Origin of the sequence: Providencia burhodogranariea DSM 19968 (assembly GCF_000314855.2) — a bacterium.
GTDB lineage: Bacteria > Pseudomonadota > Gammaproteobacteria > Enterobacterales > Enterobacteriaceae > Providencia > Providencia burhodogranariea.
The window spans coordinates 406,860-432,695 of the sequence record NZ_KB233222.1 but is presented as its reverse complement, the minus strand read 5'-3'; the positions used below and the strand labels follow the sequence as shown (position 1 = coordinate 432,695).

Genomic DNA, 25,836 nt, shown 5'->3' with positions numbered 1-25,836 from the left:
TCTTCCAAATCGGCTTCAAAAACCTTAGCCACATCTTGTTGCTTCTCTAATTCAGCTTTAATTTCGTCTCTTTCATTTTCGATTAACTGCAATGCTGCTTCTTTCTGTTTGAGCAATACTTGCTGTTGTGCAAGATCTGCATTCACTGATTTAAGTTGTTCGTCCCTAGTTTTAGCTAATAATTCAGTTTGTTCTCTAGAATCCATTTCTAACTGAGCAAGCTGTGAGGTCAGCTGATTAATTTGCTGTTGAGCATCCTCAACTTGTTTATTTTTTTCAGCTAACTGCTTTTCCGCTAATAATTGAGCACTAACACTTTCACTGAGCTTGGCTTCGAGCGTATTAATTAATTGTTGAGCATTTTGATTCTGTGAAGTCAATTGCTCGAAATCATTTTGCTTTTGTGCAAGATTATTTTTAACTGACGTTAATTCATCGGTGAGTAAAGTAATTCTTTCTTGGTCATCAGTTACTTTTAATTGCTCTTGTAAAAGAGCAATCTGACTTTTATTCGAAGCTAATTCAGCATTGATTCGTTCTATTTCGAATTGTTTTTCTGCAATTGTATGACTAAGTTCTGCCACACTTTTATTATGTGCAATTAACTTTTCGACTAATTGCCTATCCGTCAATAATTGATGATAAGCAATCAACTGCCCTGTACCTTGAGCAACACCAAACTTAAATAGATGCGTAGATTGTTGTTGCCCTAAAAGATCCGCAAGTTGCTCTAAATATGCTGAGTTATCACTCGATGCCGCCATCGAGAACTTGGAGGAATACAGCCCTAATGGATCTAAAACAACTTGATACTTAGCAAAATCCTTAGATAAATACTGAGGGTGCCACTGATTCGAGTTAAAGAAATATGGGTACGATGATAATAGTAAAGATTGCTGTGCTGAGCCAGTTGGCTGCTCTACCATATTTATTTCTGGTATTGGGCATTCCGATAAAGAAGCTTTTGCTTCTTTTTTCGGTTGAGCAGCCACAGCCTTCGCGGTGGTATTCGTTTTAACTGGCTTATTTACCGAGCCTTTTGTTTTTAGCGAAGAACTCGGTTGCTTTTTAGGCTCAGCAACAAGCGGCAAAGATGATAATGAATCATAACCTTGAGCTTGAATATTCAATGGTTTTTCAGGCAGTTTACCTTCTTGCTCGAGTTTAAGGTAACTGTCAAAGTCATCAATGACATTATTAAAGCTATCCGATTTAGCAAATTGACTAAAAGCAGCCGAAAAAAGTGCCAGAGATATACAAAGCCTTAGGTTAATTCTCATAATCCACTAATTTTTTCCAATGTTGATTCGGTAGATAAGACTGAGTTATAACGAACTTTAGCGCAAAGAACTTTTGTTTTAGACTCTATCGCCATTTGTAACAGTTCAATTGTGTCAGGGCTTGCCGTCGATGCAACTTGCTTATAAAGCTGATTTATTTCGCTAACTTCTTTAAAAGAGCCTACAAGACGATTGTAATCAGTTGGTGATAGCGATTTTAATGCATTAAGTTCTTTAATACAGGTGTTTAAATATTGCAATGACCCTTTATCAGATTCATTTGAATTCAATGAGTCCTGTTCCGTTGCTGTGATTATCTGAGCATTTGAAACAGTCGCTAGTTTACTTGTTTCCGTTGGTCGGTTACTTGTTGCAGAATTCAAAACAGCTTGTGAATCAGAATATGAATAATCCGTTTGTGATGTTTGAGTCGCAGGTTCGCTGCTTGTTGGTGCTGTAGTGCGTGCATTATTACCGAAAGAACAACCAGATAGAATGACTGTACCAGCTAAAAGCAATGACACAGTAATAAAATTATTTTTTGAAAACATATAGTTACCTTAACAGTACTTTTTCTTTGCTATTATAAATATACCCAAGGATCCCAGTGTAAGCTAAAATTTAGCTATTTACTATAAGCCCTAATCTAGAAATAGAGTCATCTCATAAATTTAAGTTAATTGATTTAATATTAACACTAATTAGCCGACGTGCCATATTGTTTTTATCTCAGCAATATATCGACACTCTCTTTATGAGTGCAATTAATAAGGGCTGCAAAGCTGTCAACTCCTAACATGTTTATTTAGAACGTTTACCAATCTAAAGCCTTATTTCATTACAATCTAATAACACTTATTTGTGCTATTTTCTTAGTCGATTATATTAGTTTTGAAATATTTTTTAACAAAAAATATATTTATATTGTTTATCTATTTTAAAAAACCTGAACCGAGTTATCCATAATATGGATATTAACGTTCTAATGTTACTAGTATATTTTTCATATCAACTATCAGTTAATCATCACTTATATACTCTTTATACCTCTACTTACGTGATTGTTGACTATACTCAGCTAGTCGATTCACATTTTTTATCTATACTTTTCTTTCCTACCGTCCCTTTCCCACTAATGTAAATAGAATTATTTAGAGTATTGATGAGTATTTATAAGAACTTTATCTAACTAGTTTTATTTAAGTAATAACTTAACAAAGATTTGTTATATTAATTAGGATATTATCGATAAAGCTCATTATCGATATAAAACAATGCCCAGACTAAGCTGGGCATTTGAAGCACATCTAAATTAGCCTTTAGATGGACGCAATGCAGGGAATAAAATAACGTCACGAATAGTATGGCTGTTAGTAAATAACATCACCATACGATCTATGCCGATACCTAAACCTGCTGTTGGTGGCATACCATGTTCTAATGCGGTGACGTAGTCTTCGTCATAGAACATCGCTTCATCATCACCTTCATCTTTGTGGCGAACTTGCTCAGCAAAACGTTCTGCTTGATCTTCTGCGTCATTTAACTCAGAGAAGCCATTACCAATCTCACGCCCGCCAATAAAGAACTCAAAACGGTCGGTAATAAATGGATTATCATCATTGCGGCGAGCTAATGGTGAAACTTCCGCTGGATACTCAATAATGAATGTTGGCTGAATTAAGTGGCTCTCCGCGACTTCTTCAAAGATTTCACATTGGATACGACCTAAGCCCCAGCTTTTCTCAATCTTAATACTAAGAGATTGTGCAATAGCAACGGCTTTATCCATATCATCCAGATCAGACACATTAGTTTCAGGGCGATATTTGCAAATAGCTTCTTTCATTGTCAATTTAGTAAATGGTTTACCGAAATCGAACTCTTGCTCACCATATTGCACAACCGTATTGCCTAAAACTTCCTGCGCTAATGTACGGAATAGCTCTTCTGTGAGGTCTATCAGATCACGGTAATCTGCATACGCCATATAGAGTTCCATCATCGTGAACTCTGGGTTATGACGTGGTGATAAACCTTCGTTACGGAAGTTACGGTTGATTTCGAATACTCGTTCAAAACCACCAACAACCAAACGTTTCAGGTATAGCTCCGGCGCGATACGCAGGAACATATCAATATCGAGCGCATTATGGTGTGTAATAAATGGACGAGCAGAAGCACCACCTGGAATGACTTGCATCATTGGTGTTTCGACTTCCATAAATCCTTTACCTACCATGAAATTACGTAATTCAGCCAAGATCTTCGAACGAACCATAAAGGTATGACGTGATTCATCGTTAGCAATCAGGTCAAGATAACGCTGACGGTAACGAGTTTCTTGATCAGCCAAACCATGGAATTTGTCTGGTAATGGACGAAGTGCTTTCGTTAATAAACGAACTTCATGACAGTGGACGGTTAATTCACCCGTCTTGGTTTTGAATAAGCGGCCCTTCGCACCTAGGATGTCACCTAAGTCCCACTTTTTAAATTGTTCGTTATAAATGCCTTCCGCTAAATCATCGCGAGAAACATAAATTTGAATACGACCACCCATATCTTGCAGTGTTGCGAATGAAGCCTTACCCATGATACGACGAGTCATCATTCGGCCAGCAATCGAAACTTCGATATTTAAGTCTTCCAGTTCTTCGTTTGATTTATCATCATACTGTGCGTGGATCTTTTCTGATGTAATTTCACGACGAAAATCATTTGGGAACGGAATCCCTTTTTCACGTAAAGCAACCAATTTTTCTTTACGGCTTTGTAGTTCGTTATTCAAATCGGGAGCTTGTTCTGCACCCTGTTGTTGTTGAGACATTTTTCCCTCACAGGCCAGCTTTTAAACTAGCTTCAATGAATTTATCCAAATCACCATCCAGTACGGCTTGCGTATTACGCGTTTCCACACCAGTACGTAAATCTTTAATACGTGCATCATCAAGAACATAAGAACGAATTTGACTTCCCCAGCCAATATCCGATTTATTATCTTCCATCACTTGCTTATCTGCGTTTTTCTTCTGCATTTCCAATTCATAAAGCTTAGCTTTTAACTGGCGCATGGCTTGATCTTTATTTTTATGCTGTGAACGGTCGTTCTGGCATTGAGTCACGATATTTGTTGGTATATGTGTAATACGAACCGCTGACTCAGTTTTGTTTACGTGCTGACCACCCGCACCAGATGCGCGATAAACGTCAATCCGTAAATCAGCTGGGTTGATTTCTATATCGATATCATCATCAACTTCAGGATAAATAAAGGCTGAGCTAAACGATGTATGACGACGGCCACCTGAATCAAATGGGCTTTTACGAACTAAGCGATGTACACCCGTTTCGGTTCTCAGCCAGCCATAGGCATAATCACCAATAATCTTAACAGTAGCGGATTTTAAGCCAGCCACATCACCATCCGACTCTTCAATAATCTCTGTTTTGAAGCCTTTCGATTCCGCCCAACGCAAATACATACGTAACAACATGCTTGCCCAATCTTGGGCTTCAGTTCCACCAGAACCTGCTTGTAAATCAATGTAGCAATTAGCGCTGTCGTATTCACCTGAAAACATACGACGAAATTCAAGTTGCTCTAACTTCGCTTGCAGCTGTTCTAACTCTTCACCAGCTTCGTTAAAGGTATCTTCATCATCGGCTTCAATCGCGAGTTCAAGTAAACCTTCAACGTCCTCAATACCTTGAGTTAGTTGATCAATAGTGTCAACAATTGCTTCAAGGGAGGAGCGCTCTTTACCTAATGCCTGTGCTCTTTCGGGTTCATTCCAGACATCTGGCTGCTCAAGCTCTGCATTGACTTCTTCTAAGCGTTCTTTCTTGGCATCATAGTCAAAGATACCCCCTCAGAACTGCTGTCCGTTCAGACAGGTCCTGAATCTTACTTTTTACCGGATTAATTTCAAAGGTCATTTTTCAATGTCTTATGTTGGATCGTTAAGTAGAATGAATTCTACACAAACCGTCGATTATAACGGAATTTCATTAAGGTTTATAGCACCCCACAAAACCGATGTTACTACAAACTTTCTTAACAAAAACTATGCCCATTACTCAGGCCAAATATGTTCGACCATCAACTGAACACTTTTTTGCCCACGGAATTCATTTACATCGAGTTTAAATGCAATTTTTGCTCGCTTTACACTATTGTCAGGCCATCTACGAACATCGATATTAAACATAATCGCATCAATCATCGGACCACCATTCACTGGTTCTAACATCAATTTAAGATGACGTTCACCGACTAATCGTTGTTGTAAAAGTTGAAACTGCCCATCAAATATAGGTTCTGGGAAAGATTGCCCCCAAGGGCCACTTTCACGAATGAGCTCTGCTGTTTCCAAAGAAAACTCATTGCGTTTTAGTTCACCATCACTCCAAACCACCCCAGATAATTGTTCAGGTTGGATGATCTCTCCCATTAACTGTTCAAAATGGTATTTAAATAACTCAAATTTAGTCTCTTCGAGACTTAAACCTGCCGCCATTGCATGGCCACCAAATTTTTGCATCAAACCAGGTTGCAATGTATTTAGACGTTCTAAAGCATCACGCATGTGTACACCTTGGACTGAACGCCCTGAACCTTTAAGAATACCATCACCTGCTGGTGCAAATGCAATCACAGGACGATGATATTGCTCTTTAATACGAGAAGCCAAAATACCCACCACACCTTGATGCCATTCTGGATGATAAATGGCTAACCCATTGGGTAATTGATTATTACCGTACTCTATTTGATTAAACAAAACAGCCGCTTCCTGCTGCATTCCAGCTTCTATTTCGCGCCTAGATTGGTTCAAACCATCCAATTCGTTAGCAAGCTCACGCGCATAAGCCATATCATCAGTTAGCAGTAACTCAATACTAACTGACATATCATCAAGCCTACCTGCCGCGTTTAAACGAGGCCCTAGCGCAAAACCAAAATCATTTGCGACCATACGAGAGCATTCGCGTTTTGAAACTTCAATCAAGGCTTTAATACCTGCGCAGCAACGCCCCGCCCTCACCCTACTTAAACCTTGATGAACTAAAATACGATTATTGGTATCAAGTGGAACAACATCTGCAACAGTTCCAAGTGCAACTAAGTCCAAAAACTCGGCTAAATTAGGTTCGTTTAGCCCTTGCTTAATAAACCAACCTTCAAGGCGTAGTTTGGCTCGTAATGCTGACATTAAATAGAAGGTAACACCAACACCCGCAAGGGATTTCGAAGCAAACTGGCAATCTTCAAGGTTAGGGTTAATAATTGCGTCTGCACTTGGTAATATAGCACCGGGTAAATGATGGTCCGTCACAATCACTTTGATTCCAAGTTGATGTGCGGCGTCAACACCTTCATGAGATGAAATGCCATTATCAACCGTGACGATAAGATCAGCTCCATGTTTATGAGCTTCTTCTACGACAAGTGGCGTAAGGCCATAACCATTTTCAAATCTGTTTGGAACAATATAATTTAAATTAGCATATCCCATTGCTTTTAGTGCACGAATAGCCAAAGCCGTACTAGTTGCGCCATCAGCATCGAAATCACCCACTATCGTAATCGAGTCGTTATTTTCTAATGCGCTATAGAGCAGTGATAAGGCATTTTCCATTCCAGATAATGTACGATAATCCAATAAATTAGCAGATTTTCGTTCTAATTGAGCAATATCAGTGATACCACGATGAGCATATACTCGTTGAAGAATTTCAGGGAATCCGTCTAACGTGTAGATTTCATCAGTTAATATTCTTTGGCGTAAAAAAGTTTCAACATTCACAATAATTAACTATTTTTGTTCGAGTAGTTGTAAAAGAGAGTCCGGCGCTAAATAACCTGAAAGTAACTGACCATCAGGTAGCACAATCGCTGGTGTGCCAGTCATTTTAAATTGGCTGCCCAACTTAATATGTTTACTGAGATCAATTTTGCAATCATCAATGATGGCAACCTCATCACCTTTAAATGCTTTTGTTAATGCGCTTTGCGGTAATGCATTACACCAAATTGATGCCATTTGCTTCGCTGATTCATGCTCTAACCCTTGGCGTGGATATGCAAGGTAGCGAACTGTAATGCCTTTACTATTTAATTCACCAATAGATTCATGCATTTTCTTACAATAACCACAGGTAATATCTGTAAATACTGTGATGACATATTTTTCTTTCGGTGCTTTGAAGATGATCATTTCATCTTTTAGTGCTTCCACTTTTTTCATCAAGGGTTGATTAGAGATATTAACTGGCGCGTTTCCGCTTAAGTCGTAAATTGGGCCTTGTAATAGATATTTACCATCATCCGTAACGTAAATAATCCCATCTGAGGTATCAACAGTATTTAATCCAACAATAGGTGATGGCTTAATAGACTCTACTGATATGTTATATTTTGCGAGTTTTTCTTCTATTACTTTATCATCTGTGGCCGCAGAAACTGAGACGGAAAATGTTGCAATACAAGCTGCCCATAATAATAATTTACGTTTCATAATTATCCTTTTACGCAAATCACCCTCTAGGGTGATGCTGCTCATGTAACATGCGCAAACGCTCTGTTGCGACATGTGTATAAATTTGTGTTGTGGACAGATCACTGTGCCCTAATAACATTTGAACAACGCGTAAATCCGCGCCGTGATTAAGTAAATGTGTAGCAAAAGCGTGTCGTAAAACATGAGGCGATAATGCTTCTGAATCAATATTCGCGAGCACCGCATAATATTTAATACGGTACCAAAATGTTTGGCGTGTCATTTTTGTTCCGCGCTTGCTAGGAAATAAAACGTCACTCGCTTTACCATTTAATAGGTCAGGCCGCCCTTCTTGGATATATTTTTCTATCCAATAAATAGCCTCTTCACCTAAAGGGATCAACCTTTCCTTATCCCCTTTACCTAGAACACGAATAACACCTTGCCGTAAACTAATATCGGGGAAAGTTAAACCCACCAGCTCAGAAACACGTAACCCACATGCATAAAGTACTTCCAACATCGCTTTATCGCGAAGTTCGAGTGAATCTTCAATAGCAGGTGCATTAAGCAGGTCTTCAACTTGATGTTCACTCAAATCCTTCGGTAACCGCTTAGGTATTTTAGGTGCTGCAATAACTGCGGAAGGGTCATCAAGACGAATTTTTTCACGATAAAAATATTGAAATAATCGACGCATTGCGCTTAATAACCGTGCAGAGCTTGCCGCTTTATAGCCGCTATCTATGCGCTCAGCTAAAAAAGACTGTAAATCAATTGACTGAACACTTTCTAAATCCAATTGGTTAGCTTCTAGCCATTTATCTAATAAGTGTAGATCATGCCGATAAGACGCTAGCGTATTTTCAGCTAGATCTTGCTCTAACCAAATTGTATCAAGAAAATTTTCTATTAATGGATTTAATTGTTTTGTTTCCACGAAACGATATTCCTCATCGAGACCACCACACAATCTATTATGCCTGAATACCATTCATTCTGTTACAATACTTATCTCCTGCAACGAAAACTAGTTACAATAACATGAAAATAGGTCTCTTTTACGGTTCTAGCACCTGTTATACCGAAATCGTCGCTGAGAAAATACGCGATATTCTTGGGGATGATTTTGTTACATTGCATAATGTTAACGATACGCCACCGGAAATGATGGAGCAGTATGAAATCCTTATTTTTGGGATCCCTACGTGGGATTTTGGTGAAATACAAGAAGACTGGCTAGCAATTTGGGACGAGCTTCCCAATCTGCAACTCAACAATAAGATTATCGCTATGTATGGAATGGGCGATCAGGTTGATTACAGTGAATGGTTTCTTGACGCACTAGGCATGCTTTATCATCAAATCAAACCAACTGGGGCTAAATTTATTGGTTTTTGGCCACTTAAAGGGTATGAGTTTGATAGCCCGAAACCGTTAAGTGACGATGGTACGCAATTCGTCGGTTTAGCCTTAGATGATGTGAATCAATTTGAGGAAACAGATGAGCGAATTGCACAATGGTGCATGCAAATCCTAAACGAAATAGAAGAGTTGCTGTAACCTAACTATACCAATATTCCATTACTGCAATAAAATCTGACGATTAAATATCAGGATATTGCAGTAATAACTGATTTAAATTACGCCAGCTCTCTTCCGATAGTGCATCTTTTGCCACCCACAAGCGAATTTCCTGAGATTTTCCCTGTAATGCGCTGAGTGTCAATAGTATACCAACTTGACTACACCAAGGCTGTTTTATAATACTCCACTCATTCTTTTTCCACTGAACTTTATTGCCATTAAGTAATACGAGTACACCTTTAATTTTACTGATATTTTTTTGGCTTTTCGCCCAGCTGGCAATAACCACAACCAGCAAAGGCAGCCATATGACTAAATTATCCTGAGCCCATGGCGCAGCTAATAGCGCAAAGCCTATCGCCCCGTGAGCACAGGTTGAAAAAAGCTGCGTTTTCCATGAAATGAAAAGATTAGATTTCCACAGGACCACGATCTTTATTTCTTTTTTGAATGAGTTTAATCATACCGAATAGTTCATCGTCTTCTGGACGACCGTGATTCATTAACCAGTTAAAAAGGTCTGGATCAGCACATTCGAGTAAACGTATAAATGTATGTTTGTCCTTATCTGAAAGACTATCATACTCATATTCAAAGAATGGCATGATGGAAATATCTAATTCACGCATACCACGACGGCAAGCCCAATGAATTCTTGCTTTGTTCTCTATATCCATTCCACTACGACCTTATATTGTTGCAGCTAGCTGATAAGATTGATTATTTTTAGCACTCTAACAGATAATGGGATAAGAAAACATGACATAGAAGGCAATGTTGCTATTTTTCATTGCTCTATCCCGCTTTTATCTAAACCCACCGCTTAAAAATATTGGATAATTGAGAACGCATCATAATAACTACTTGCAATGTTATCCAGCTCTTTTACCATTACTATCTTCTGATATGAAAGAATAACAGGTGAAATCATGACTACTGAAGTTGCTCACTCACAACAATTCCCTCTCGATTCTCAGTCTTTACCACTTATATTGATTTCACTGGAAAACTGGGGGTTAGTTCACTTACATGGCCTTGATGCTGAAAAATATATTCAAGGGCAAGTTACCGCCGATGTTGCGGCATTAACACCATCCCAGCATACCTTAACGGCTCATTGTGACCCGAAAGGTAAAATGTGGAGTGACTTGCGACTATTCCACCATCTTGATGGTTTCTCTTACATAGAAAGAGCCAGTGTGCTCGCAAATCAATTAGCAGAGCTAAAAAAATATGCTGTTTTCTCTAAAGTGTCCTTTGAACATAAAACTGATCTGAAATTATTAGGAATTGCAGGAAAAGGTGCCCGTGATGCATTAGCTATCATTTTTAATGAATTACCTGACGCTGAAAACCAAGTCGTTGTTGATGGTGAATCTACCTTGCTGCAATTAGCATTACCTCGCGAGCGTTTTTTAGTTATCACTGATGAGCTAACGGCACAAAGACTCAGCAGCATACTGAATGCTACGGTTGTATCTGATGAGCAATGGCTATCATTAGATATAGAAGCTGGCTACGCTGTAATTGATCCAACCAATAGTGCCCAACATCTCCCACAAGCAACTAATTTACAAGCCTTACCTTATGGCATTAGCTTCAAAAAAGGTTGTTATACTGGACAGGAAATGGTTGCTCGTGCAAAATTTCGTGGTGCGAACAAACGTGCAATGTATTGGTTAAAAGGCACTGGCACATCAATCCCTGCTGCGGGAGAAGGTCTTGAGTGGCAACTTGGGGATAAATGGCGTCGAACTGGCACCATTCTTGCTGCGGTACAATTAGCTAATGGCGAAATAAATGTTCAGATCATTATGAATAATGATATGGAAGCTGACAGCGTATTTAGAATCACCGGCGATGAGCAAAGCCGACTCACCATTCAACCACTCCCTTACTCTTTGGAAGAAGAAAAATAATTGAGGTTTCTATGTCATCTGTAAATGGTAATAAGCCAGTTGAAGTCATGAATTTTGGCGCGTTTACCGAGGTTATTCAATTCATAATGGAGTTGGATAAACTAAAAAGTATTTATCGCAAAAATAAACTACTCAATAATGAAAGACATGAAAATACGGCTGAGCATAGTTGGCAATTTGCCATGGCAGCAATGAGCTTTGCGCCTTATGTTGATGGAGTTAATGTAGAACACGCGATCAAATTAGCATTAGTTCATGATGTAGTGGAAATCGATGCAGGAGATGTTCTAGTTTATGATATTGCTGCGCGTGAAGCTGTTCGAGAACAAGAAGTTAAAGCAGCTGTTCGTATTTTCGGATTACTTCCATCCCCACAAAATGAACAGTTTTTAGCACTTTGGAATGAATATGATGCAGCTGAAACATTAGATTCAAAATTCGCTAACGTCATTGATAGAGTCACCCCAATGCTATTAAACTTACATAATAATGGCCAAAGTTGGGTTGAAAATAATATTCGTCTGGAACAAGTTCTAGATAGAAGTAAATTTATTGTTGACGTTTTTCCTGAGCTATGGGAACAGCTTCTCCCGCAATTAGAATTAGCACAAAAAAAAGGCTGGTTGCTTTAATATACGCGCCATAATTCATGTTACATAAGTATCGATTAAAAAACGTGAATTATGATATATATATACAATCCACCACTGCTGATAAAAAAGCCCACAATTTCAATCCATTGCGGGCTTTTTTTTATTTAATGAAAGCTAACTAGATATAATCTTCAATTGGTACACATGAACAATGCAAATGGCGGTCACCATACACATCATCTAAACGTTTTACTGCTGGCCAATATTTGTTAGCCCTTGTAGCTAAAGTTGGAAATACTGCAAGCTCACGACTGTATGAATAGTTCCACTCACCGGCTAGCTCAGTCTGAACATGTGGTGAATTAACGAGTGGGTTATCTTCAAGTGTCCACTCCCCTTTAGCAACTTTGTCAATCTCATTCCGGATAGCCAACATCGCATCAACAAAACGATCAATTTCAACAAGGCTCTCTGATTCTGTTGGTTCGATCATTAGAGTCCCGGCAACAGGGAATGACATAGTTGGGGCATGAAAACCATAATCAATTAATCGCTTAGCAATATCTAACTCACTGATACCTGTTTCTTTCTTGATTGGACGTAAATCAACAATACATTCATGAGCCACATAACCATCACGACCTGTATATAAAATTTCATAATGCTTGCTGAGTCGCTTAGCTATGTAGTTAGCATTCAAAATAGCAACTTGGCTAGCTCTTCTTAGCCCATAAGAACCCATCATGCGGATATACATCCAACTAATTGGTAAAATCGATGCACTACCAAAAGGGGCGGCAGAAACAGCACCTTGATCTGTTACCATCTCTTGTTCAACGACGGAATGCCCTGGAACAAATGGTGCTAAGTGTTTCTTCACTCCAATCGGCCCCATACCTGGGCCACCACCGCCATGAGGAATACAGAACGTTTTATGTAAATTAAGATGAGAAACATCAGCACCGATATAGCCCGGTGTGGTTAATCCTACCTGTGCATTCATATTGGCACCATCAAGATAGACTTGACCACCATACTGATGAATTATCTCGCAAACTTCTTTGATACTTTCTTCATAAACACCATGAGTTGATGGATAAGTCACCATAACACAAGAAAGATCTGCACTGTGTTTTTCAGCTTGTTGACGTAAATCCACAAGGTCAATATTGCCTTCATCATCACAACGTACTACTACAACTTCCATTCCTGCCATATGTGCAGATGCAGGGTTTGTCCCGTGTGCTGATGCAGGGATCAGACAAATATTACGATGACCTTCATTACGGCTTTCATGATAGCGACGAATGGCCAACAAGCCTGCATATTCACCTTGAGCACCAGAGTTAGGCTGCATACAAACAGCATCATATCCAGTCAATTGAACCAACCAATGGGACAGTTGCTCGATCATCTGATGATAACCTTGCGCTTGCTCAGGTGGACAGAATGGATGCAATTCGCCAAATTCAGGCCAAGTAATCGGTAGCATTTCAGCCGCAGCATTTAGCTTCATCGTACAAGAGCCTAGTGGGATCATGGCCTGATTAAGCGCTAAATCTTTACGCTCCAAGCTGTGCATATAGCGCATCATTTCAGTTTCGCTATGATAACGATTGAAATTTGGATGAGATAAAATGACATCATCGCGCTGCATAGAAGCACAAATTACACTTTCTTCAGCAGAAACTTGCTTATCTAGCTTTTCAAAATCCAGTTTTTGCTCAATCCCAGTGATAACTGCAAATAAATCATTCAGATCTTGGCGTGTCGTAGTTTCATTAAAGGTAACACCTACAGCACCGAGAATATCTGTACGTAAGTTAATTTTTGCTGTTTCAGCAAGTGCGAGTACCGCCGCTTTATCGGCAACTTCAATCGCTAGAGTATCAAACCAGCTCTTATGGCGAAGTGAAATGCCGGCTTCTTCAAGCGCCTTAGCAAAAATAGACGTAAAGCGATGAATTCGCTGTGCGATGAGTTTTAGTCCTTGAGGGCCATGATAAACAGCATACATTGCAGCAATATTTGCCAGTAAGACCTGTGAGGTACAGATATTTGAGTTCGCTTTTTCACGACGAATATGTTGTTCACGCGTTTGCATAGCCATACGATATGCTGTATTGCCCGCTGCATCGCGAGAAACACCGATGATACGTCCTGGCATTGCACGCTTGAATTCATCACGACAGGCAAAGAAGGCTGCGTGAGGGCCACCATAGCCCATAGGAACACCAAAACGCTGTGCCGAACCAAAGGCGATATCAGCACCTTGTTTCCCCGGTGCTGATAATACGACTAAGGCCATCATTTCAGCAGCAACACAACTCACCACTTTGCGTTCTTTTAATGTTGCAAAGAGATCACTGTAATCATGCACCTCTCCCGTTGTGCCAACCTGCTGTAATAACGCACCAAAAATCCCCTCGTGGTCGAGCACTTTTTCCGCTTTATCAACAATAACTTCAAAACCGAATGTCCCTGCACGGGTACGGACAACATCTAATGTTTGTGGATGAATATCATCAGCCACAAAAAATCGCTCAGCGCCTTTCAATTTACTAATGCGTTTTGCCATTGCCATTGCTTCCGCAGCAGCAGTAGCCTCATCTAATAATGATGCTGATGCCAAATCTAAACCCGTTAAATCAATTGTTAACTGCTGAAAATTGAGCAGAGACTCTAATCGCCCCTGCGATACCTCGGGTTGATAAGGAGTATAAGCTGTGTACCAACCAGGGTTTTCTAATAGGTTACGCAAAATAACAGGAGGAAGGATTGTTGGTGCATAGCCCATTCCAATGTAACTTTTGTAGCGTTTATTTAAAGAAGCAATTGCTTTAAGTTCTGCAAGCGCTTCTTGCTCTGTGGCGCCACTCCCCACTCTCGGGGGTTCGTCCAATAAAATAGCTTTAGGTACAATATTATCCGTCAGCGCATCCAATGACGTTAAACCAACAGTTTCCAACATGGTATTTATTTGTTGTTCTGATGAACCAATATGGCGTTGAATAAATTCTGAACGGTTTTCTAACTGACTGAGTGACATCGTCATATCTGTGTTCCCATTCCTTTATCTGCTGTGAGTGAGGTAGGCTTTAAAGCAAAACGCCCCGAAATTTATCATTAACGGGGCGCCTATTAGTTTTATTCGTCTTCAGCAAGTAATGCTGAATAAGCATCTGCATCCAACAAATCATTCAGTTCAGATTCGTCAGAAATTTTGATGCGGAAAATCCAACCTTCTTGGTATGGGTGCTCATTGATTAATTCAGGAGAGCTAGCCAGATCTTCATTAACTTCAATCACTTCACCAGTTAAAGGCACATAGATATCCGAAGCAGCTTTAACTGATTCAACAACTGCACATTCACTACCAATATCAACGACGCTACCCACCTCAGGTAAATCGACAAAGACCATATCACCTAATAGTTCTTGCGCGTGCTCAGTAATCCCAACGGTATATTCACCGTTCCCATCAGAACGAACCCACTCATGCTCACGTGTATATTTCAACTCAGCAGGAACATTACTCATCATCAACCTCACTCTTATTCTTGAATTTTTAAATGTATTTTGAATTAGCCGCGATTAAACGAGGGCTTTTCCTTCTCGTACAAAACCAGGTTTTACAACTTCAACAGGCATTTCTCGGTTACGGATCTCAACAATTGCTTTATCTTGTATTCCAGTCGGCACGCGCGCGAATGCAATACTAAAACCGAGTGTCGGCGAGAAAGACCCGCTGGTAATAATACCTTCTTGCAACTTACCTAAGTTATCGGTAAAGCGAATAGTTTGACCCGCTCGCAATATCCCTTTATCACGCATAACGATACCAACCAGTTTATCCGTTCCTTGCTCTCGGAGTTTTTCTAATGCTTCACGTCCGATAAATTGACGGTCTTCAGGTTTCCAAGCAATCGTCCATCCCATATTAGCAGCAAGTGGAGAAATGGTTTCATCCATATCTTGACCATATAAGTTCATCCCAGCTTCTAAGCGCAACGTATCACGCGCTCCTAATCCCGCAGGATGCACGCCAGCTTCAACAAGCTGGCGCCAAAAATCAATCACTTGTGTTTTTGGCAAAGCAATTTCATAACCTTTTTCACCGGTATAACCTGTGGTAGCAATAAAAAAATCACCCGTTTGAATACCGTAAAAAGGTTTCATATCAGCAATCGCAGCACGCTGTTCATCTGTAAGTAAAGAGTCTATTTTTTGCTGTGCTGTTGGGCCTTGAACGGCAATGAGAGCGAGGTCATCACGAACTTCAATTGATACAACATAAGATTTAGAATGTTGTTCAATCCATGCAATATCTTTGTCTCTGGTTGCAGAGTTAACAACTAAACGATAAAAATCATCATCTAAGTAATAAACGATTAAATCATCAATTACTCCACCGGACGCATTTAGCATCCCGGTATAAAGCGCTTTGCCTTTATCGGTTAATTTTGCGATGTCATTTGCCAAAAGGTAGCGTAAAAAGTCACGACTGCCTTCCCCATGTAAATCAACAATGGTCATGTGGGATACATCAAACATCCCAGCATCGGTTCTCACTAAATTATGCTCATTGATTTGTGAACCGTAGTGCAGCGGCATCATCCAACCATGAAAATCCACCATTTTTGCACCGCAAGCTATATGTTCATCATATAGCGGGGTTTGCTTTGCCATGAATACCCTCTTTACATTTGAATATGATAGGGTGAGCGCCACATGTTGGTGTAGAAAAAGATAATTTCATCATACTTGAAGTTGTATCGTTGTTAACTTTACTCAGCAACTAGGATTACATGCTATGCATGCTAATCAGTAGAACTTTGCAGTTTATTCGGATGCAACTCGAGTTATCTTCACTACACAACCAATAACGCTACGCAAACGATAACATCTTATTAAAAACTACCACTGTTTTTAGTAAGAAACCATTAAAAAAAATAGGGCTATCTATACTCTGTATTACTGATTACAAGAGATATTATCCAGCAAATTTTGTTAAAAAATTGAGAATGATCACTCAATCTCACCATAATTAAGATAAAAGAGTCGAATTAATCATCGTATTGCTGCTAATTCTAACCAAGTACTGATCCCCTTGCCGAGCATTAAAATTACTAAAACTAATCCGAAAATTGTTTGTGATTAGAATTTCTCAAGTTTTAATAATAAAAATGAAGAGGAAATGTTAATTAACTAAGACGAGTAAACAATTGACTAAAGAATGAGGTTGGAAGTCATAAGAGAAGATTGGCAGTTTTAAGCACTGCCAATCGTTGAGGTCTATTATTTTGCCGATTTAACTTGAGCTGTTTCTAGCCACTCTGGCATATCAAATAACCCCATCGCATGATTAAGTAATTGAGGTTTAATACCCGGTAGGCTATCCGCAAGTATTAATCCTAAGTCACGTAGTAATTTTTTAGCTGGGTTATTACCATCAAATAGCTCACGGAACCCTTGCATGCCAGCAAGCATAAGAGCTGCACTATGTTTGCGACTACGCTCAAAACCACGCAAATACAAATATTGCCCGAAATCTTTGCCTTCACGATGTAAACGTTTGATTTCACCAAGTAGCATAGCAACATCCATAAAGCCTAAGTTAACACCTTGGCCTGCAAGTGGATGAATAGTATGCGCAGCATCGCCTAACAAAGCCAAACGTTGCGCTGCAAATTGGCGGGCATATCGCCCAGTTAGCGGTATCGTCAATCTATCGCTTTCCAGCTGACATAAGCCTAAACGAGTATCAAATGCCACTGCTAGCTCTTTTTCAAAATTTTGTTTATCGAGTTGCTGGCGTCTAGCTGCTTCAATTGCTGGCTGAGACCAGACAATCGAACAAAGATGTGGGTCACTAAATGGCAAAAATGCCAATATCCCTGAGCCATCAAAAGCTTGACGAGCAATTCCTTCATGAGGCTGTTCAGTACGAATTGTTGCAACTAAAGCGGTATGTTCATAATCCCAGAATGTCAGTGGAATATCAGCATGACCACGCAACCATGAGTTTGCGCCATCAGCACCAACAATTAGTCTTGCGGTTAACATAGATTCATCAGTGAGGGTGATAAAAACATCGTTTTCACCCCAAACAACTTTTTGAATTGTTGCTGGAGCCATTAAGGTTACATCACGCAGTGACGCAGCTTTTTGCCATAGAGCATCACGAATGACGTTGTTTTCGACAATGTGCCCCAGATGAGTCAGGTTTTGATCTTCTGCTGCAAATTTGATACGACCAAAACTATCGTTATCCCAGACTTCCATACCATTATAAGCAGATGCTCTCATCGATTTAATGGCAGACCAAACATCTAGGTAGGTTAATAATTTTTCGCTTGCCGCATTGATTGCAGAAACGCGTAATTCATGGGGTTCATTATCTGAAAATATTGTCTTTGGGGGATGATTTTCAATCACTGCGACACGAAGGCCTGTCCCTTCCAATCCACAGGCAAGCGCCAATCCAACCATACCACCACCGGCGATAACCACATCAAACGATTGCATATTTTTATTCCTCTTAGTTCTGTGGTTATTGATGTGCTACCCAGCCAAGTGTTTGGCGAGCCAATACATTTCGTGCTGATGGTAGCATTTCCATTGCCATTAAACCTAAATTACGTCCAATAACTAAAGGTAAACAACGATTCGCAAAAATTCGGACAAGACCATCTGTCATGGTGACTGTTTTGTCTCTATCAATAACGCGAGCTTGCTGATAAGTATTTAAAAGTGAATACGCACCAATATCCTGCCCTTGTCGGTGAGCGGCAACAACTGTTTCAGCTAATTGCATCACATCACGAATACCAAGATTAAAGCCTTGTCCTGCAATAGGATGCAGTGTTTGAGCCGCATTACCGACTAAAACTGTTCGATGACTAATGGGACTTAATGCTTTTCTCAAAGAAAGCGGATAGCAAAAACGTGTTCCTACTTGGGTCATTTTACCAAGACGCCAGCCAAAAGCTTGCTGAAGTTTATGGATAAATGTTTCATCATCCCACGATTTGATGGTTTCTGCTTGCTCCTGCTGGTGACACCACACAAGGGAGCTACGGCCTTGAGACATCGGTAATAATGCGAGTGGCCCAAACTCAGTGAAACGCTCGAAGGCTTTTCCTTGGGGATCAATTGACGTTTTAACATTGGCTATAATAGCAACTTGATCATAATCATCTTGTTGCCATTGCATATGACAAGCTTGCCCCACCACAGAGCGGCTGCCATCCGCAGCGACTAATAGTGAACCATTTATAGTCTCACCGCTATTTAGCGTAACAGTTACACTATCAAGATGGCGTTGAATATTTTCAACTTTAGCAGGACAGTACAAAGTAACACCGGGAGCTTTACGTAATAATGAGAATAAGCGCTCTCCCGCATCATGCAATTCGATCACGTTACCAAGCTCGGGAATGTGATAATCCTTAGCATCGATGTTCACAAAACCTGCATGACCTCTATCGGAAACATGAACATGCGTTATCGGGGTGACACAATCAGCAAGTGAATCCCAAATACCGATTTTTGACAACCGCTGACAAGTACCATGAGCAAGCGCAATCGCACGTGCATCAAATCCCGGATGTTTTCCTTCCGGTAAAGAAGCTTCAATTAAGGAAACTGATAACTTACCTTGACTCAAGGAAGAAATAGCTAGCGCCGTCGTTGCACCTGCCATTCCACCACCAACAATAATCACATTCATGTTTTGTTAATTACCTTTTACTGCTCGATTAAGCATTTTTAGCAATAGCCATTAATGCTTCAATTTCATCAGGATCTTTCGCAACTAAATCCGTCAAGTTTTCATTGCCGTCTTCAGTTATCACAATGTCATCTTCAATACGAATACCAATGCCACGATATTCTGGAGGTACATCTGCATCAGGTGCAATATAAAGCCCTGGCTCAATCGTTAAGACCATTCCAGGTTCTAACAGACGATCACGATCGGCACCATAGAAACCTACATCATGAACATCTAAACCCAACCAATGACTTAAACCATGCATAAAGAATGGAAAGAGTGCTTTGTTTTCGATCAATTGATCGACATCACCATGTAAAATACCCAGCTCTACGAGCCCTTCTATTTTGATTCGTACGATCTTTTGGGTTACTTCATGAATACTGGTACCTGGGCGATATAACTCTAATGCAGTATTTAAAGCTTTAAGTACGATATTATAAATTTCGCGTTGTGGTTGGCTAAACTTACCATTCACAGGGAAAGTTCGTGTGATATCACCTGCATAACCATCAAATTCGGCTCCAGCATCAATCAATACCAGCTCGCCATCTTTCATTTCACTTTCATTCTCGGTGTAATGTAAAATGCAGCCATTTTCACCACTACCAACAATAGAGTTATAAGATGGGAAGCGAGCACCATGGCGAGTAAACTCATACTCAACTTCACCACATAATTGATACTCATACATACCCGGCTTACAGGTTTTCATTGCCCTAATATGTGCCAGTGCAGATATTTCACCCGCTTTACGCATCGTGGCAACTTCAGCTTCCGACTTAAACAATCGCATTTCATGAACTAGTGGACGCCAATCGATCATTGTTCCCGGCGCACGTAAGCTTCGGCGACTGCCTTTGCGTAGAATATCTAATGCGCCAAAAACGAGTTTATCTGCATATTCAAATTCACCTTGAGCGTGGTAAACCACATCAAGACCATTTAATAATTGATACAGTTGCTCTTCTATCTCACCAAAAGGAAGAGCTTTGCTGATACCTAATGCTTCAGGAGCTGCCTCTTGCCCGAGACGGCGGCCAAACCAAATTTCAGCAGTTAAATCACGAACACGGTTAAAAAGAACAGTATGGCTATGTTTTTCATCGCTTTTAATTAACAACAAAACAGCTTCAGGCTCGCTAAATCCGGTCAAGTAAAGGAAATCACTATGTTGACGATACGGATATTCACAATCTGCATTACGCTGAGCTTCTGGCGCAGAAAAAATAATAGCTGCGCTTGCTGGCTCCATCTGAGCCAATAATGCGTTACGACGAGAAATAAATTCCTGCTTATTCATACCGTTTCTGCCTTATTATCTAGATTATTGAGTTTATACCACACGTTTATATTCAAAATAATTTTAGCCATATGAAAATGATAAATAACACTATACTCATTGAAAAATCTCGATGAGCATAGATAACATTGTGACCCAGATATTTGAATGCATCCCCATACAACTGTGAAGTATGGCAGCTATAGATCAAAAGCTTATAATGCAAAGAGCTTAACTTGTATCAGATTCATCCTGCGAAATGATATTTAGCTCAAATAAGCAAATGCCACTGCTAATACCATCATTTTTTAGTGAAGGGTCGGCTTGCTATTTTCAACTGCTGTCGGCTGTTTTTTACCTTCAGTAAAAGTGATATAGCAAAGTTGGACGGCAACTCTGACATATTCAACAACTTCTTCTAAAGCATGTTCTAGCTCTTCTTGATCTTCATCTTCGTCATAACCTAGCATACCGATATTGCGCAAATCAGTGATAACCTCACCAATTTCTTTGTTATCAGCAAATTTTGGTTGAGTGACACCGATTCCAAGTAAAAAATGATTAACCCATCCAGCTAATGCATCTGCATGGTCAAACACCGATGCATTTTCATCTGGAGACAGCATGAAAAAAGCACATTCGGTATCATCCAATGATTCAAATGTTGCATCGAATAATTCACGCAGCGGTTGAGCAATAGTTTGCGGAAAAGCTAAACCGTCATTAGCCAGATCGTGGACTAATGCCTGCCAGCCGTGATCGCGACTACCACCACAAATAAGCCCTGTGATTAAACCGTGTATTTCAGCTGCAGTGAGTGCAATAGAGTGTTGTTGGAGAAGGTTATCCAACGTTTCATAATTTGGTAAAGATTTTTGTATAGACATCTGAATTCGTCATGTTAGCTAATGATTCATGATATGCTACCATCAAGGATAGCCGCTAGACCAGTAAGCTTTTTGTCCGCATTTACAATATAGCTGCCAATATAGCGGAAATTAATATCTGTTACGCCGAACATTATATTTGCGGCGAGTCCTATTTCGTATGGAGGTATCATGTCCGCACAACCTGTTGACATTCAAATTTTCGGGCGTTCAATGAGAGTCAATTGCCCTATAGAGCAAAAAGAAGCCCTAATAGCATCAGCACAGGAACTTGAACAACGCCTACAAGATCTGAAAACGAGAAGTGGTGTTACGAATACAGAACAGCTTATTTTTATCGTTGCATTAAACGTGTGTCACGAATTAACACAAGAAAAGACAAAGACTCGCGATTATGCATATAATATGGAACAAAAAATAAAAATGCTGCAACAAACTATTGAGCAAGCATTACACGATCAGGTTTCAATCACTGAGAGGCAGGTTATGCCCCTTGGCTAAATCCGCTTAATTATCATACATTAGTATGAAAAAAATAAATAAAAATTGGGTTGCTTTTTAAATCCAGTTTCATACAATGAAGTCATCGAGTACAAGTAATTACTCAACCAAATTTCTCTGAGATGTTTGCAAGTGGGCGAGTCCCCTGAGCCGATATTCATATAAAACAGAATGTAGTTTTTGCGCTGGTGAGCATGCCCGATTCGTTCAGGAAGCCTAAAGGTTGCAAAGCTACGTTCACCTTGAACCAAGGGTTCAAGGGTTACAGCCTACAGCGGCATCTCGGAGATCCTCAATTTTCACTTCTTGTGTTTTCAAGCTAGTTTATTCTTAAATAAATTCCAAACCAGCTTTCTCTAATCAATTACACTATACTTTCCTCCATCAAACCAATAAAAATCACATTACTCTCAATATATCTCTGGAGGTATTATTCCTATGGAAGATAATCGATTAGCTATGCGTCAACATATTCGGAAAAAAATCCGAAAAAAACGTCAAGAACTCACGGCACATGAGCAGCAGCTCGCAGCACAAAACCTTATGCACAATGCATTAGAACATCCCGCAATTATTCATGCCCAACACATTGCTCTATTTCTCTCTTTTGATGGTGAAATCGATACTCATCCGCTTATTGATGCATTATGGCAGCAAAACAAAGAAGTATATCTGCCAGTATTGCATCCATTCAATCGACATAATTTATTATTTTTACGCTATACGCCAGAAACGAGGCTAGTAAAAAATCGCTTTAATATTGATGAACCACCATTGGATATCACCAGTGTACTGCCACTAAGTCAGTTAGATATAATGATGATCCCACTTGTCGCTTTCGATGATCAAGGGCAGCGTTTAGGGATGGGAGGAGGGTTCTATGATAGGACATTGGCTAACTGGCAACAAAAAGGCTTTTATCCAATAGGATTAGCTCATGACTGCCAACAAGTACAGTCACTCCCTACCGCTCATTGGGATATTCCGTTACCTGAGATTATTACACCCAAAAAAACATGGCACTGGTAATTCAGTGCCACCATAACTAATTGATAAATATATCTTACCTGTCAATTCATTAGAACAATAAACGTGCACGAATAGTGCCCGGCAGCTGTTTTAATTTTAACAGGATTGCATCCGCTTGATCAGCATGTTGGGTAATAATATCGATAACAACATACCCGACATTTCCTGTTGTACGTAGATATTGCCCATCTACATTGATATTGTTTTCAGTAAACACTTGGTTGATGCTATTCATCATACCAGGGCGGTTTTCATGAATATGCAATAAACGATTTGTATCTTGAGTATGTACTGGTAGAGAAACCTCTGGGAAGTTAACCGCAGAAAGCGTTGAACCATTGTCAGAGTACTTAGCCAATTTACTAGCAACTTCTAAACCAATATTTTCTTGTGCTTCTTCCGTCGAGCCACCAATATGTGGTGTTAATATCACATTATCGAATTTAATTAGCTCACTAATGAATGGGTCATTAGGATCATCGTTACCCGCAGGTTCGGTTGGATACACATCAATAGCGGCACCCGATAAATGCTTACTTTCTAATGCATCAGCCAGAGCTGGAATATCAACGACAGTACCACGTGAAGCATTGATGAAAATAGCACCTGGTTTCATCAATTCAAACTGTTCTTTGGCAAACATATTTTTTGTACTTGATGTTTCAGGTACATGTAAGCTGATAACATCACTCATATTCAGTAATTCAGCCATTGTGCGAACTTGTGTTGCATTACCTAATGGGAGCTTGTTTTCGATATCATAAAAATAGACATTCATACCAATCCCTTCAGCCAAAATGCCTAGCTGCGTACCGATATGACCATATCCGACTATACCTAAGCGTTTACCACGTGCTTCAAAGCAGCCTTTTGCTTGCTTGTCCCAAATACCGCGATGAGCTTTCATATTAGCTTCTGGAATGCGACGTAATAATAGTAACAGTTGACCCAGAACCATTTCTGCAACAGAACGAGTATTGGAGAAAGGCGCATTGAAAACTGGAATACCGCGTTTAGCAGCAGCATCTAAATCAACTTGGTTAGTCCCGATGCAAAAACAGCCAACGGCAACTAATTTTTCAGCTGATGCAAAAATCTCTTCAGTCAAATGAGTACGGGAGCGAATACCGACAAAACGAGCATCTTTTATTGCTTCTTTTAATTCTTCGTCCGATAACGCACTTTTATGATATTCAATGTTGGTATAGCCTGCTGCTTTTAAATTATCAACTGCACTATGGTGAACACCTTCCAACAGTAAAAATTTAATTTTTTCTTTTTCCAAAGATACCTTGACCATTTCCCCTACCCTATCATGCTTAAGATTCGTAACAGATGAACTTTCCGTGTACCAACATAGCAAAAAATAGCACAGTATCAATACAATCGTTTGCCTAGACCATATGTTCAAACACAAAGAAAAAGAAGTTATATGGCAGAAAATCAGGGGGCATAATACAAAATAAGGATTTTGCCTATGTATTAAGCATGAATGTGAGATATATCACCAAAATACTGTGTTATTAAAAATAGTGAAATTTTTTATTTAGATTTGATAACTAAAAAAATAGGAATGGAAATCATGCTTTGTCTATAAAAAATAAGCTAGCTAAGCGCAGCATTATTTGATTTATGTATATTAATCAAACTGTAAGGCAGGTGAATCTTAAGCATATTTAAATACCTGAGTCACATCATTAATCAATGTTCCTCAGGCTGCTATCAAAGCAATGGCAACTTAAGGTTATTTCAGCGTTTTGACACCTTCAGGTGTACCCATCAATACAATATCTGCACCACGATTTGCGAACAAACCTACAGTCACAACACCTGCAATACTATTGATTTTATTTTCAAGAGCAACAGGATCAAGAATGCTTAAATTAAAGACATCTAAAATAACATTACCGTTATCAGTAACAACATTTTGACGATATTCAGGCATCCCACCCAACTTAACCAATTCACGAGCAACATAGCTGCGAGCCATTGGAATGACTTCAACGGGTAATGGGAATTTACCTAAAACGTCAACTTGCTTAGATTGATCAACAATACAAATAAAGGTTTTAGCAATAGCGGCAACAATTTTTTCACGCGTTAAAGCTGCTCCGCCCCCTTTAATCATATTCATGTGATGATCAACTTCATCAGCACCATCAACATAGATATCTAGAGAGTCAACTTCATTGCAATCAAAAATAGGGATACCCAGTGCCTTTAGTTTCGCTGTTGATGCCTCTGAACTGGAGACAACACCTTCAATTTGACCTTTCATTGTCGCTAATGCATCAATAAAATGAGAAGCCGTAGACCCCGTCCCCACTCCAACAATTGTTCCGGGTTTCACGTATTCCAATGCTGCCCAACCTACCGCTTTTTTTAGTTCGTCCTGAGTCATACTCATGTCTTCTACCATTTATTTAAGGGTGAATGAGATTTTATGGATAATAGTATATATCGGACACCTTGCAAGTTCAG

24 protein-coding genes and 1 other RNA gene are annotated in these 25,836 nt (G+C 39.6%); 6 read left to right on the top strand and 19 right to left on the bottom strand.

Going from position 1 to position 25,836, the window contains the following annotated elements; all coding sequences use genetic code 11:
- The 7 genes from OOA_RS20565 to xerD form a co-directional block, all read right to left on the bottom strand.
- Positions 1-1,280: coiled-coil domain-containing protein (locus OOA_RS20565; RefSeq protein ID WP_008910406.1), on the bottom strand; the 1,280-nt coding region annotated here is incomplete at its 3' end.
- Positions 1,277-1,831: a hypothetical protein gene (locus OOA_RS01780; protein WP_008910405.1), complete on the bottom strand. Its 555-nt coding sequence runs from the start codon at positions 1,829-1,831 to the stop codon at positions 1,277-1,279. The genes OOA_RS01780 and OOA_RS20565, both read right to left, overlap by 4 nt.
- Positions 1,832-2,592: 761 nt before the next feature.
- Positions 2,593-4,110 carry a lysine--tRNA ligase gene (gene lysS / locus OOA_RS01775; RefSeq protein ID WP_008910404.1) on the bottom strand — a complete coding sequence of 506 codons (1,518 nt, stop codon included), beginning with the start codon at positions 4,108-4,110 and terminating at the stop codon, positions 2,593-2,595.
- A 7-nt stretch (positions 4,111-4,117) separates the two neighbouring features.
- A protein-coding gene (prfB, locus tag OOA_RS01770; RefSeq protein WP_148284482.1) for a peptide chain release factor 2 occupies positions 4,118-5,219 on the bottom strand; the annotation gives its coding sequence in 2 pieces (ribosomal slippage) (positions 4,118-5,140 and positions 5,142-5,219; 1,101 coding nt in all).
- A gap of 137 nt (positions 5,220-5,356) precedes the next feature.
- Positions 5,357-7,090, bottom strand: coding sequence for a single-stranded-DNA-specific exonuclease RecJ (recJ, locus tag OOA_RS01765; protein WP_008910402.1), 1,734 nt, complete (start codon positions 7,088-7,090; stop codon positions 5,357-5,359).
- A 9-nt stretch (positions 7,091-7,099) separates the two neighbouring features.
- Positions 7,100-7,801: a bifunctional protein-disulfide isomerase/oxidoreductase DsbC gene (gene dsbC / locus OOA_RS01760; protein ID WP_008910401.1), complete on the bottom strand. Its 702-nt coding sequence runs from the start codon at positions 7,799-7,801 to the stop codon at positions 7,100-7,102.
- Between the two features lie 19 nt (positions 7,802-7,820).
- Positions 7,821-8,723 carry a site-specific tyrosine recombinase XerD gene (gene xerD, locus OOA_RS01755; RefSeq protein WP_008910400.1) on the bottom strand — a complete coding sequence of 301 codons (903 nt, stop codon included), beginning with the start codon at positions 8,721-8,723 and terminating at the stop codon, positions 7,821-7,823.
- 104 nt (positions 8,724-8,827) lie between these two features.
- On the opposite strand from xerD, the gene fldB reads away from it, so the two are divergent.
- The gene (gene fldB / locus OOA_RS01750) at positions 8,828-9,346 is read left to right on the top strand and encodes a flavodoxin FldB (RefSeq protein ID WP_008910399.1); all 519 of its coding nucleotides are present in this window, start codon (positions 8,828-8,830) and stop codon (positions 9,344-9,346) included.
- Positions 9,347-9,389: 43 nt separating this feature from the next.
- On the opposite strand, the gene OOA_RS01745 is transcribed toward fldB, so the two are convergent.
- Both OOA_RS01745 and sdhE read right to left on the bottom strand, forming a co-directional pair.
- Positions 9,390-9,800, bottom strand: a complete 411-nt coding sequence (locus OOA_RS01745; RefSeq protein ID WP_008910398.1) for a protein YgfX — start codon at positions 9,798-9,800, stop codon at positions 9,390-9,392.
- Positions 9,781-10,047, bottom strand: a complete 267-nt coding sequence (gene sdhE, locus OOA_RS01740) for an FAD assembly factor SdhE (RefSeq protein WP_008910397.1) — start codon at positions 10,045-10,047, stop codon at positions 9,781-9,783. Before sdhE ends, OOA_RS01745 begins: the two co-directional genes overlap by 20 nt.
- Positions 10,048-10,299: 252 nt before the next feature.
- On the opposite strand from sdhE, the gene ygfZ reads away from it, so the two are divergent.
- Positions 10,300-11,289, top strand: coding sequence for a tRNA-modifying protein YgfZ (gene ygfZ / locus OOA_RS01735; protein WP_008910396.1), 990 nt, complete (start codon positions 10,300-10,302; stop codon positions 11,287-11,289).
- Positions 11,290-11,300: 11 nt separating this feature from the next.
- Positions 11,301-11,921 carry an HD domain-containing protein gene (locus OOA_RS01730; RefSeq protein ID WP_008910395.1) on the top strand — a complete coding sequence of 207 codons (621 nt, stop codon included), beginning with the start codon at positions 11,301-11,303 and terminating at the stop codon, positions 11,919-11,921.
- 139 nt (positions 11,922-12,060) lie between these two features.
- On the opposite strand, the gene gcvP is transcribed toward OOA_RS01730, so the two are convergent.
- The 8 genes from gcvP to OOA_RS21170 all read right to left on the bottom strand — a co-directional run bounded on the left by gcvP (position 12,061) and on the right by OOA_RS21170 (position 21,998).
- Entirely contained in the window at positions 12,061-14,937 is a 2,877-nt protein-coding gene (gene gcvP / locus OOA_RS01725; protein WP_008910394.1) for an aminomethyl-transferring glycine dehydrogenase, read from the bottom strand.
- Positions 14,938-15,029: 92 nt separating this feature from the next.
- Positions 15,030-15,422 (bottom strand): glycine cleavage system protein GcvH, encoded by a 393-nt coding sequence (gcvH, locus tag OOA_RS01720; RefSeq protein ID WP_008910393.1) that lies wholly within the window; start codon positions 15,420-15,422, stop codon positions 15,030-15,032.
- A 54-nt stretch (positions 15,423-15,476) separates the two neighbouring features.
- On the bottom strand, positions 15,477-16,571 hold the full coding sequence (gcvT, locus tag OOA_RS01715; protein ID WP_008910392.1) for a glycine cleavage system aminomethyltransferase GcvT: 1,095 nt from the start codon (positions 16,569-16,571) through the stop codon (positions 15,477-15,479).
- Positions 16,572-17,180: 609 nt separating this feature from the next.
- Positions 17,181-18,410: an FAD-dependent 2-octaprenylphenol hydroxylase gene (gene ubiI, locus OOA_RS01710; RefSeq protein WP_008910391.1), complete on the bottom strand. Its 1,230-nt coding sequence runs from the start codon at positions 18,408-18,410 to the stop codon at positions 17,181-17,183.
- Positions 18,411-18,435: 25 nt separating this feature from the next.
- A complete protein-coding gene (gene ubiH, locus OOA_RS01705; protein ID WP_008910390.1) occupies positions 18,436-19,614 on the bottom strand; it encodes a 2-octaprenyl-6-methoxyphenyl hydroxylase in 1,179 nt (392 codons plus the stop codon).
- Between the two features lie 28 nt (positions 19,615-19,642).
- Positions 19,643-20,959, bottom strand: a complete 1,317-nt coding sequence (pepP, locus tag OOA_RS01700; RefSeq protein WP_008910389.1) for a Xaa-Pro aminopeptidase — start codon at positions 20,957-20,959, stop codon at positions 19,643-19,645.
- Between the two features lie 287 nt (positions 20,960-21,246).
- Positions 21,247-21,825, bottom strand: a complete 579-nt coding sequence (locus tag OOA_RS01695; protein ID WP_008910388.1) for a YecA/YgfB family protein — start codon at positions 21,823-21,825, stop codon at positions 21,247-21,249.
- A 26-nt stretch (positions 21,826-21,851) separates the two neighbouring features.
- The gene (locus OOA_RS21170; protein WP_158467567.1) at positions 21,852-21,998 is read right to left on the bottom strand and encodes a hypothetical protein; all 147 of its coding nucleotides are present in this window, start codon (positions 21,996-21,998) and stop codon (positions 21,852-21,854) included.
- Here OOA_RS21170 and zapA point away from each other — a divergent pair.
- The 3 genes from zapA (at position 21,997) to OOA_RS01685 (ending at position 23,355) form a co-directional block, all read left to right on the top strand.
- Positions 21,997-22,326, top strand: coding sequence for a cell division protein ZapA (gene zapA, locus OOA_RS01690; RefSeq protein ID WP_008910387.1), 330 nt, complete (start codon positions 21,997-21,999; stop codon positions 22,324-22,326). The two genes, OOA_RS21170 and zapA, sit on opposite strands and share 2 nt — an antisense overlap.
- Before the next feature lie 111 nt (positions 22,327-22,437).
- A non-coding RNA gene (gene ssrS, locus OOA_RS19895) (6S RNA) lies at positions 22,438-22,619 on the top strand.
- A gap of 145 nt (positions 22,620-22,764) precedes the next feature.
- Positions 22,765-23,355 carry a 5-formyltetrahydrofolate cyclo-ligase gene (locus OOA_RS01685; protein ID WP_008910386.1) on the top strand — a complete coding sequence of 197 codons (591 nt, stop codon included), beginning with the start codon at positions 22,765-22,767 and terminating at the stop codon, positions 23,353-23,355.
- Positions 23,356-23,404: 49 nt separating this feature from the next.
- Here the strand turns inward: OOA_RS01685 and serA are convergent, their stop codons facing one another.
- Positions 23,405-24,655 (bottom strand): phosphoglycerate dehydrogenase, encoded by a 1,251-nt coding sequence (gene serA, locus OOA_RS01680; RefSeq protein ID WP_008910385.1) that lies wholly within the window; start codon positions 24,653-24,655, stop codon positions 23,405-23,407.
- Between the two features lie 444 nt (positions 24,656-25,099).
- Positions 25,100-25,756 (bottom strand): ribose-5-phosphate isomerase RpiA, encoded by a 657-nt coding sequence (gene rpiA / locus OOA_RS01675; RefSeq protein WP_008910384.1) that lies wholly within the window; start codon positions 25,754-25,756, stop codon positions 25,100-25,102.
- Between the last annotated feature and the right edge of the window lie 80 nt (positions 25,757-25,836).

Coding starts and splice junctions, on each gene's coding strand:
- gcvH (WP_008910393.1), bottom strand. CDS start 15,422: ATGAGTAATGTTCCTGCTGAGTTGAAATATACACGTGAGCATGAGTGG.
- zapA (WP_008910387.1), top strand. CDS start 21,997: ATGTCCGCACAACCTGTTGACATTCAAATTTTCGGGCGTTCAATGAGA.
- ubiI (WP_008910391.1), bottom strand. CDS start 18,410: ATGCAATCGTTTGATGTGGTTATCGCCGGTGGTGGTATGGTTGGATTG.
- OOA_RS21170 (WP_158467567.1), bottom strand. CDS start 21,998: ATGATACCTCCATACGAAATAGGACTCGCCGCAAATATAATGTTCGGC.
- dsbC (WP_008910401.1), bottom strand. CDS start 7,801: ATGAAACGTAAATTATTATTATGGGCAGCTTGTATTGCAACATTTTCC.
- serA (WP_008910385.1), bottom strand. CDS start 24,655: ATGGTCAAGGTATCTTTGGAAAAAGAAAAAATTAAATTTTTACTGTTG.
- sdhE (WP_008910397.1), bottom strand. CDS start 10,047: ATGGATATAGAGAACAAAGCAAGAATTCATTGGGCTTGCCGTCGTGGT.
- fldB (WP_008910399.1), top strand. CDS start 8,828: ATGAAAATAGGTCTCTTTTACGGTTCTAGCACCTGTTATACCGAAATC.
- gcvT (WP_008910392.1), bottom strand. CDS start 16,571: ATGGCAAAGCAAACCCCGCTATATGATGAACATATAGCTTGCGGTGCA.
- rpiA (WP_008910384.1), bottom strand. CDS start 25,756: ATGACTCAGGACGAACTAAAAAAAGCGGTAGGTTGGGCAGCATTGGAA.
- gcvP (WP_008910394.1), bottom strand. CDS start 14,937: ATGACGATGTCACTCAGTCAGTTAGAAAACCGTTCAGAATTTATTCAA.
- lysS (WP_008910404.1), bottom strand. CDS start 4,110: ATGTCTCAACAACAACAGGGTGCAGAACAAGCTCCCGATTTGAATAAC.
- OOA_RS01695 (WP_008910388.1), bottom strand. CDS start 21,825: ATGTCTATACAAAAATCTTTACCAAATTATGAAACGTTGGATAACCTT.
- ubiH (WP_008910390.1), bottom strand. CDS start 19,614: ATGAATGTGATTATTGTTGGTGGTGGAATGGCAGGTGCAACGACGGCG.
- OOA_RS01780 (WP_008910405.1), bottom strand. CDS start 1,831: ATGTTTTCAAAAAATAATTTTATTACTGTGTCATTGCTTTTAGCTGGT.
- pepP (WP_008910389.1), bottom strand. CDS start 20,959: ATGAATAAGCAGGAATTTATTTCTCGTCGTAACGCATTATTGGCTCAG.
- OOA_RS01685 (WP_008910386.1), top strand. CDS start 22,765: ATGGAAGATAATCGATTAGCTATGCGTCAACATATTCGGAAAAAAATC.
- ygfZ (WP_008910396.1), top strand. CDS start 10,300: ATGACTACTGAAGTTGCTCACTCACAACAATTCCCTCTCGATTCTCAG.
- OOA_RS01730 (WP_008910395.1), top strand. CDS start 11,301: ATGTCATCTGTAAATGGTAATAAGCCAGTTGAAGTCATGAATTTTGGC.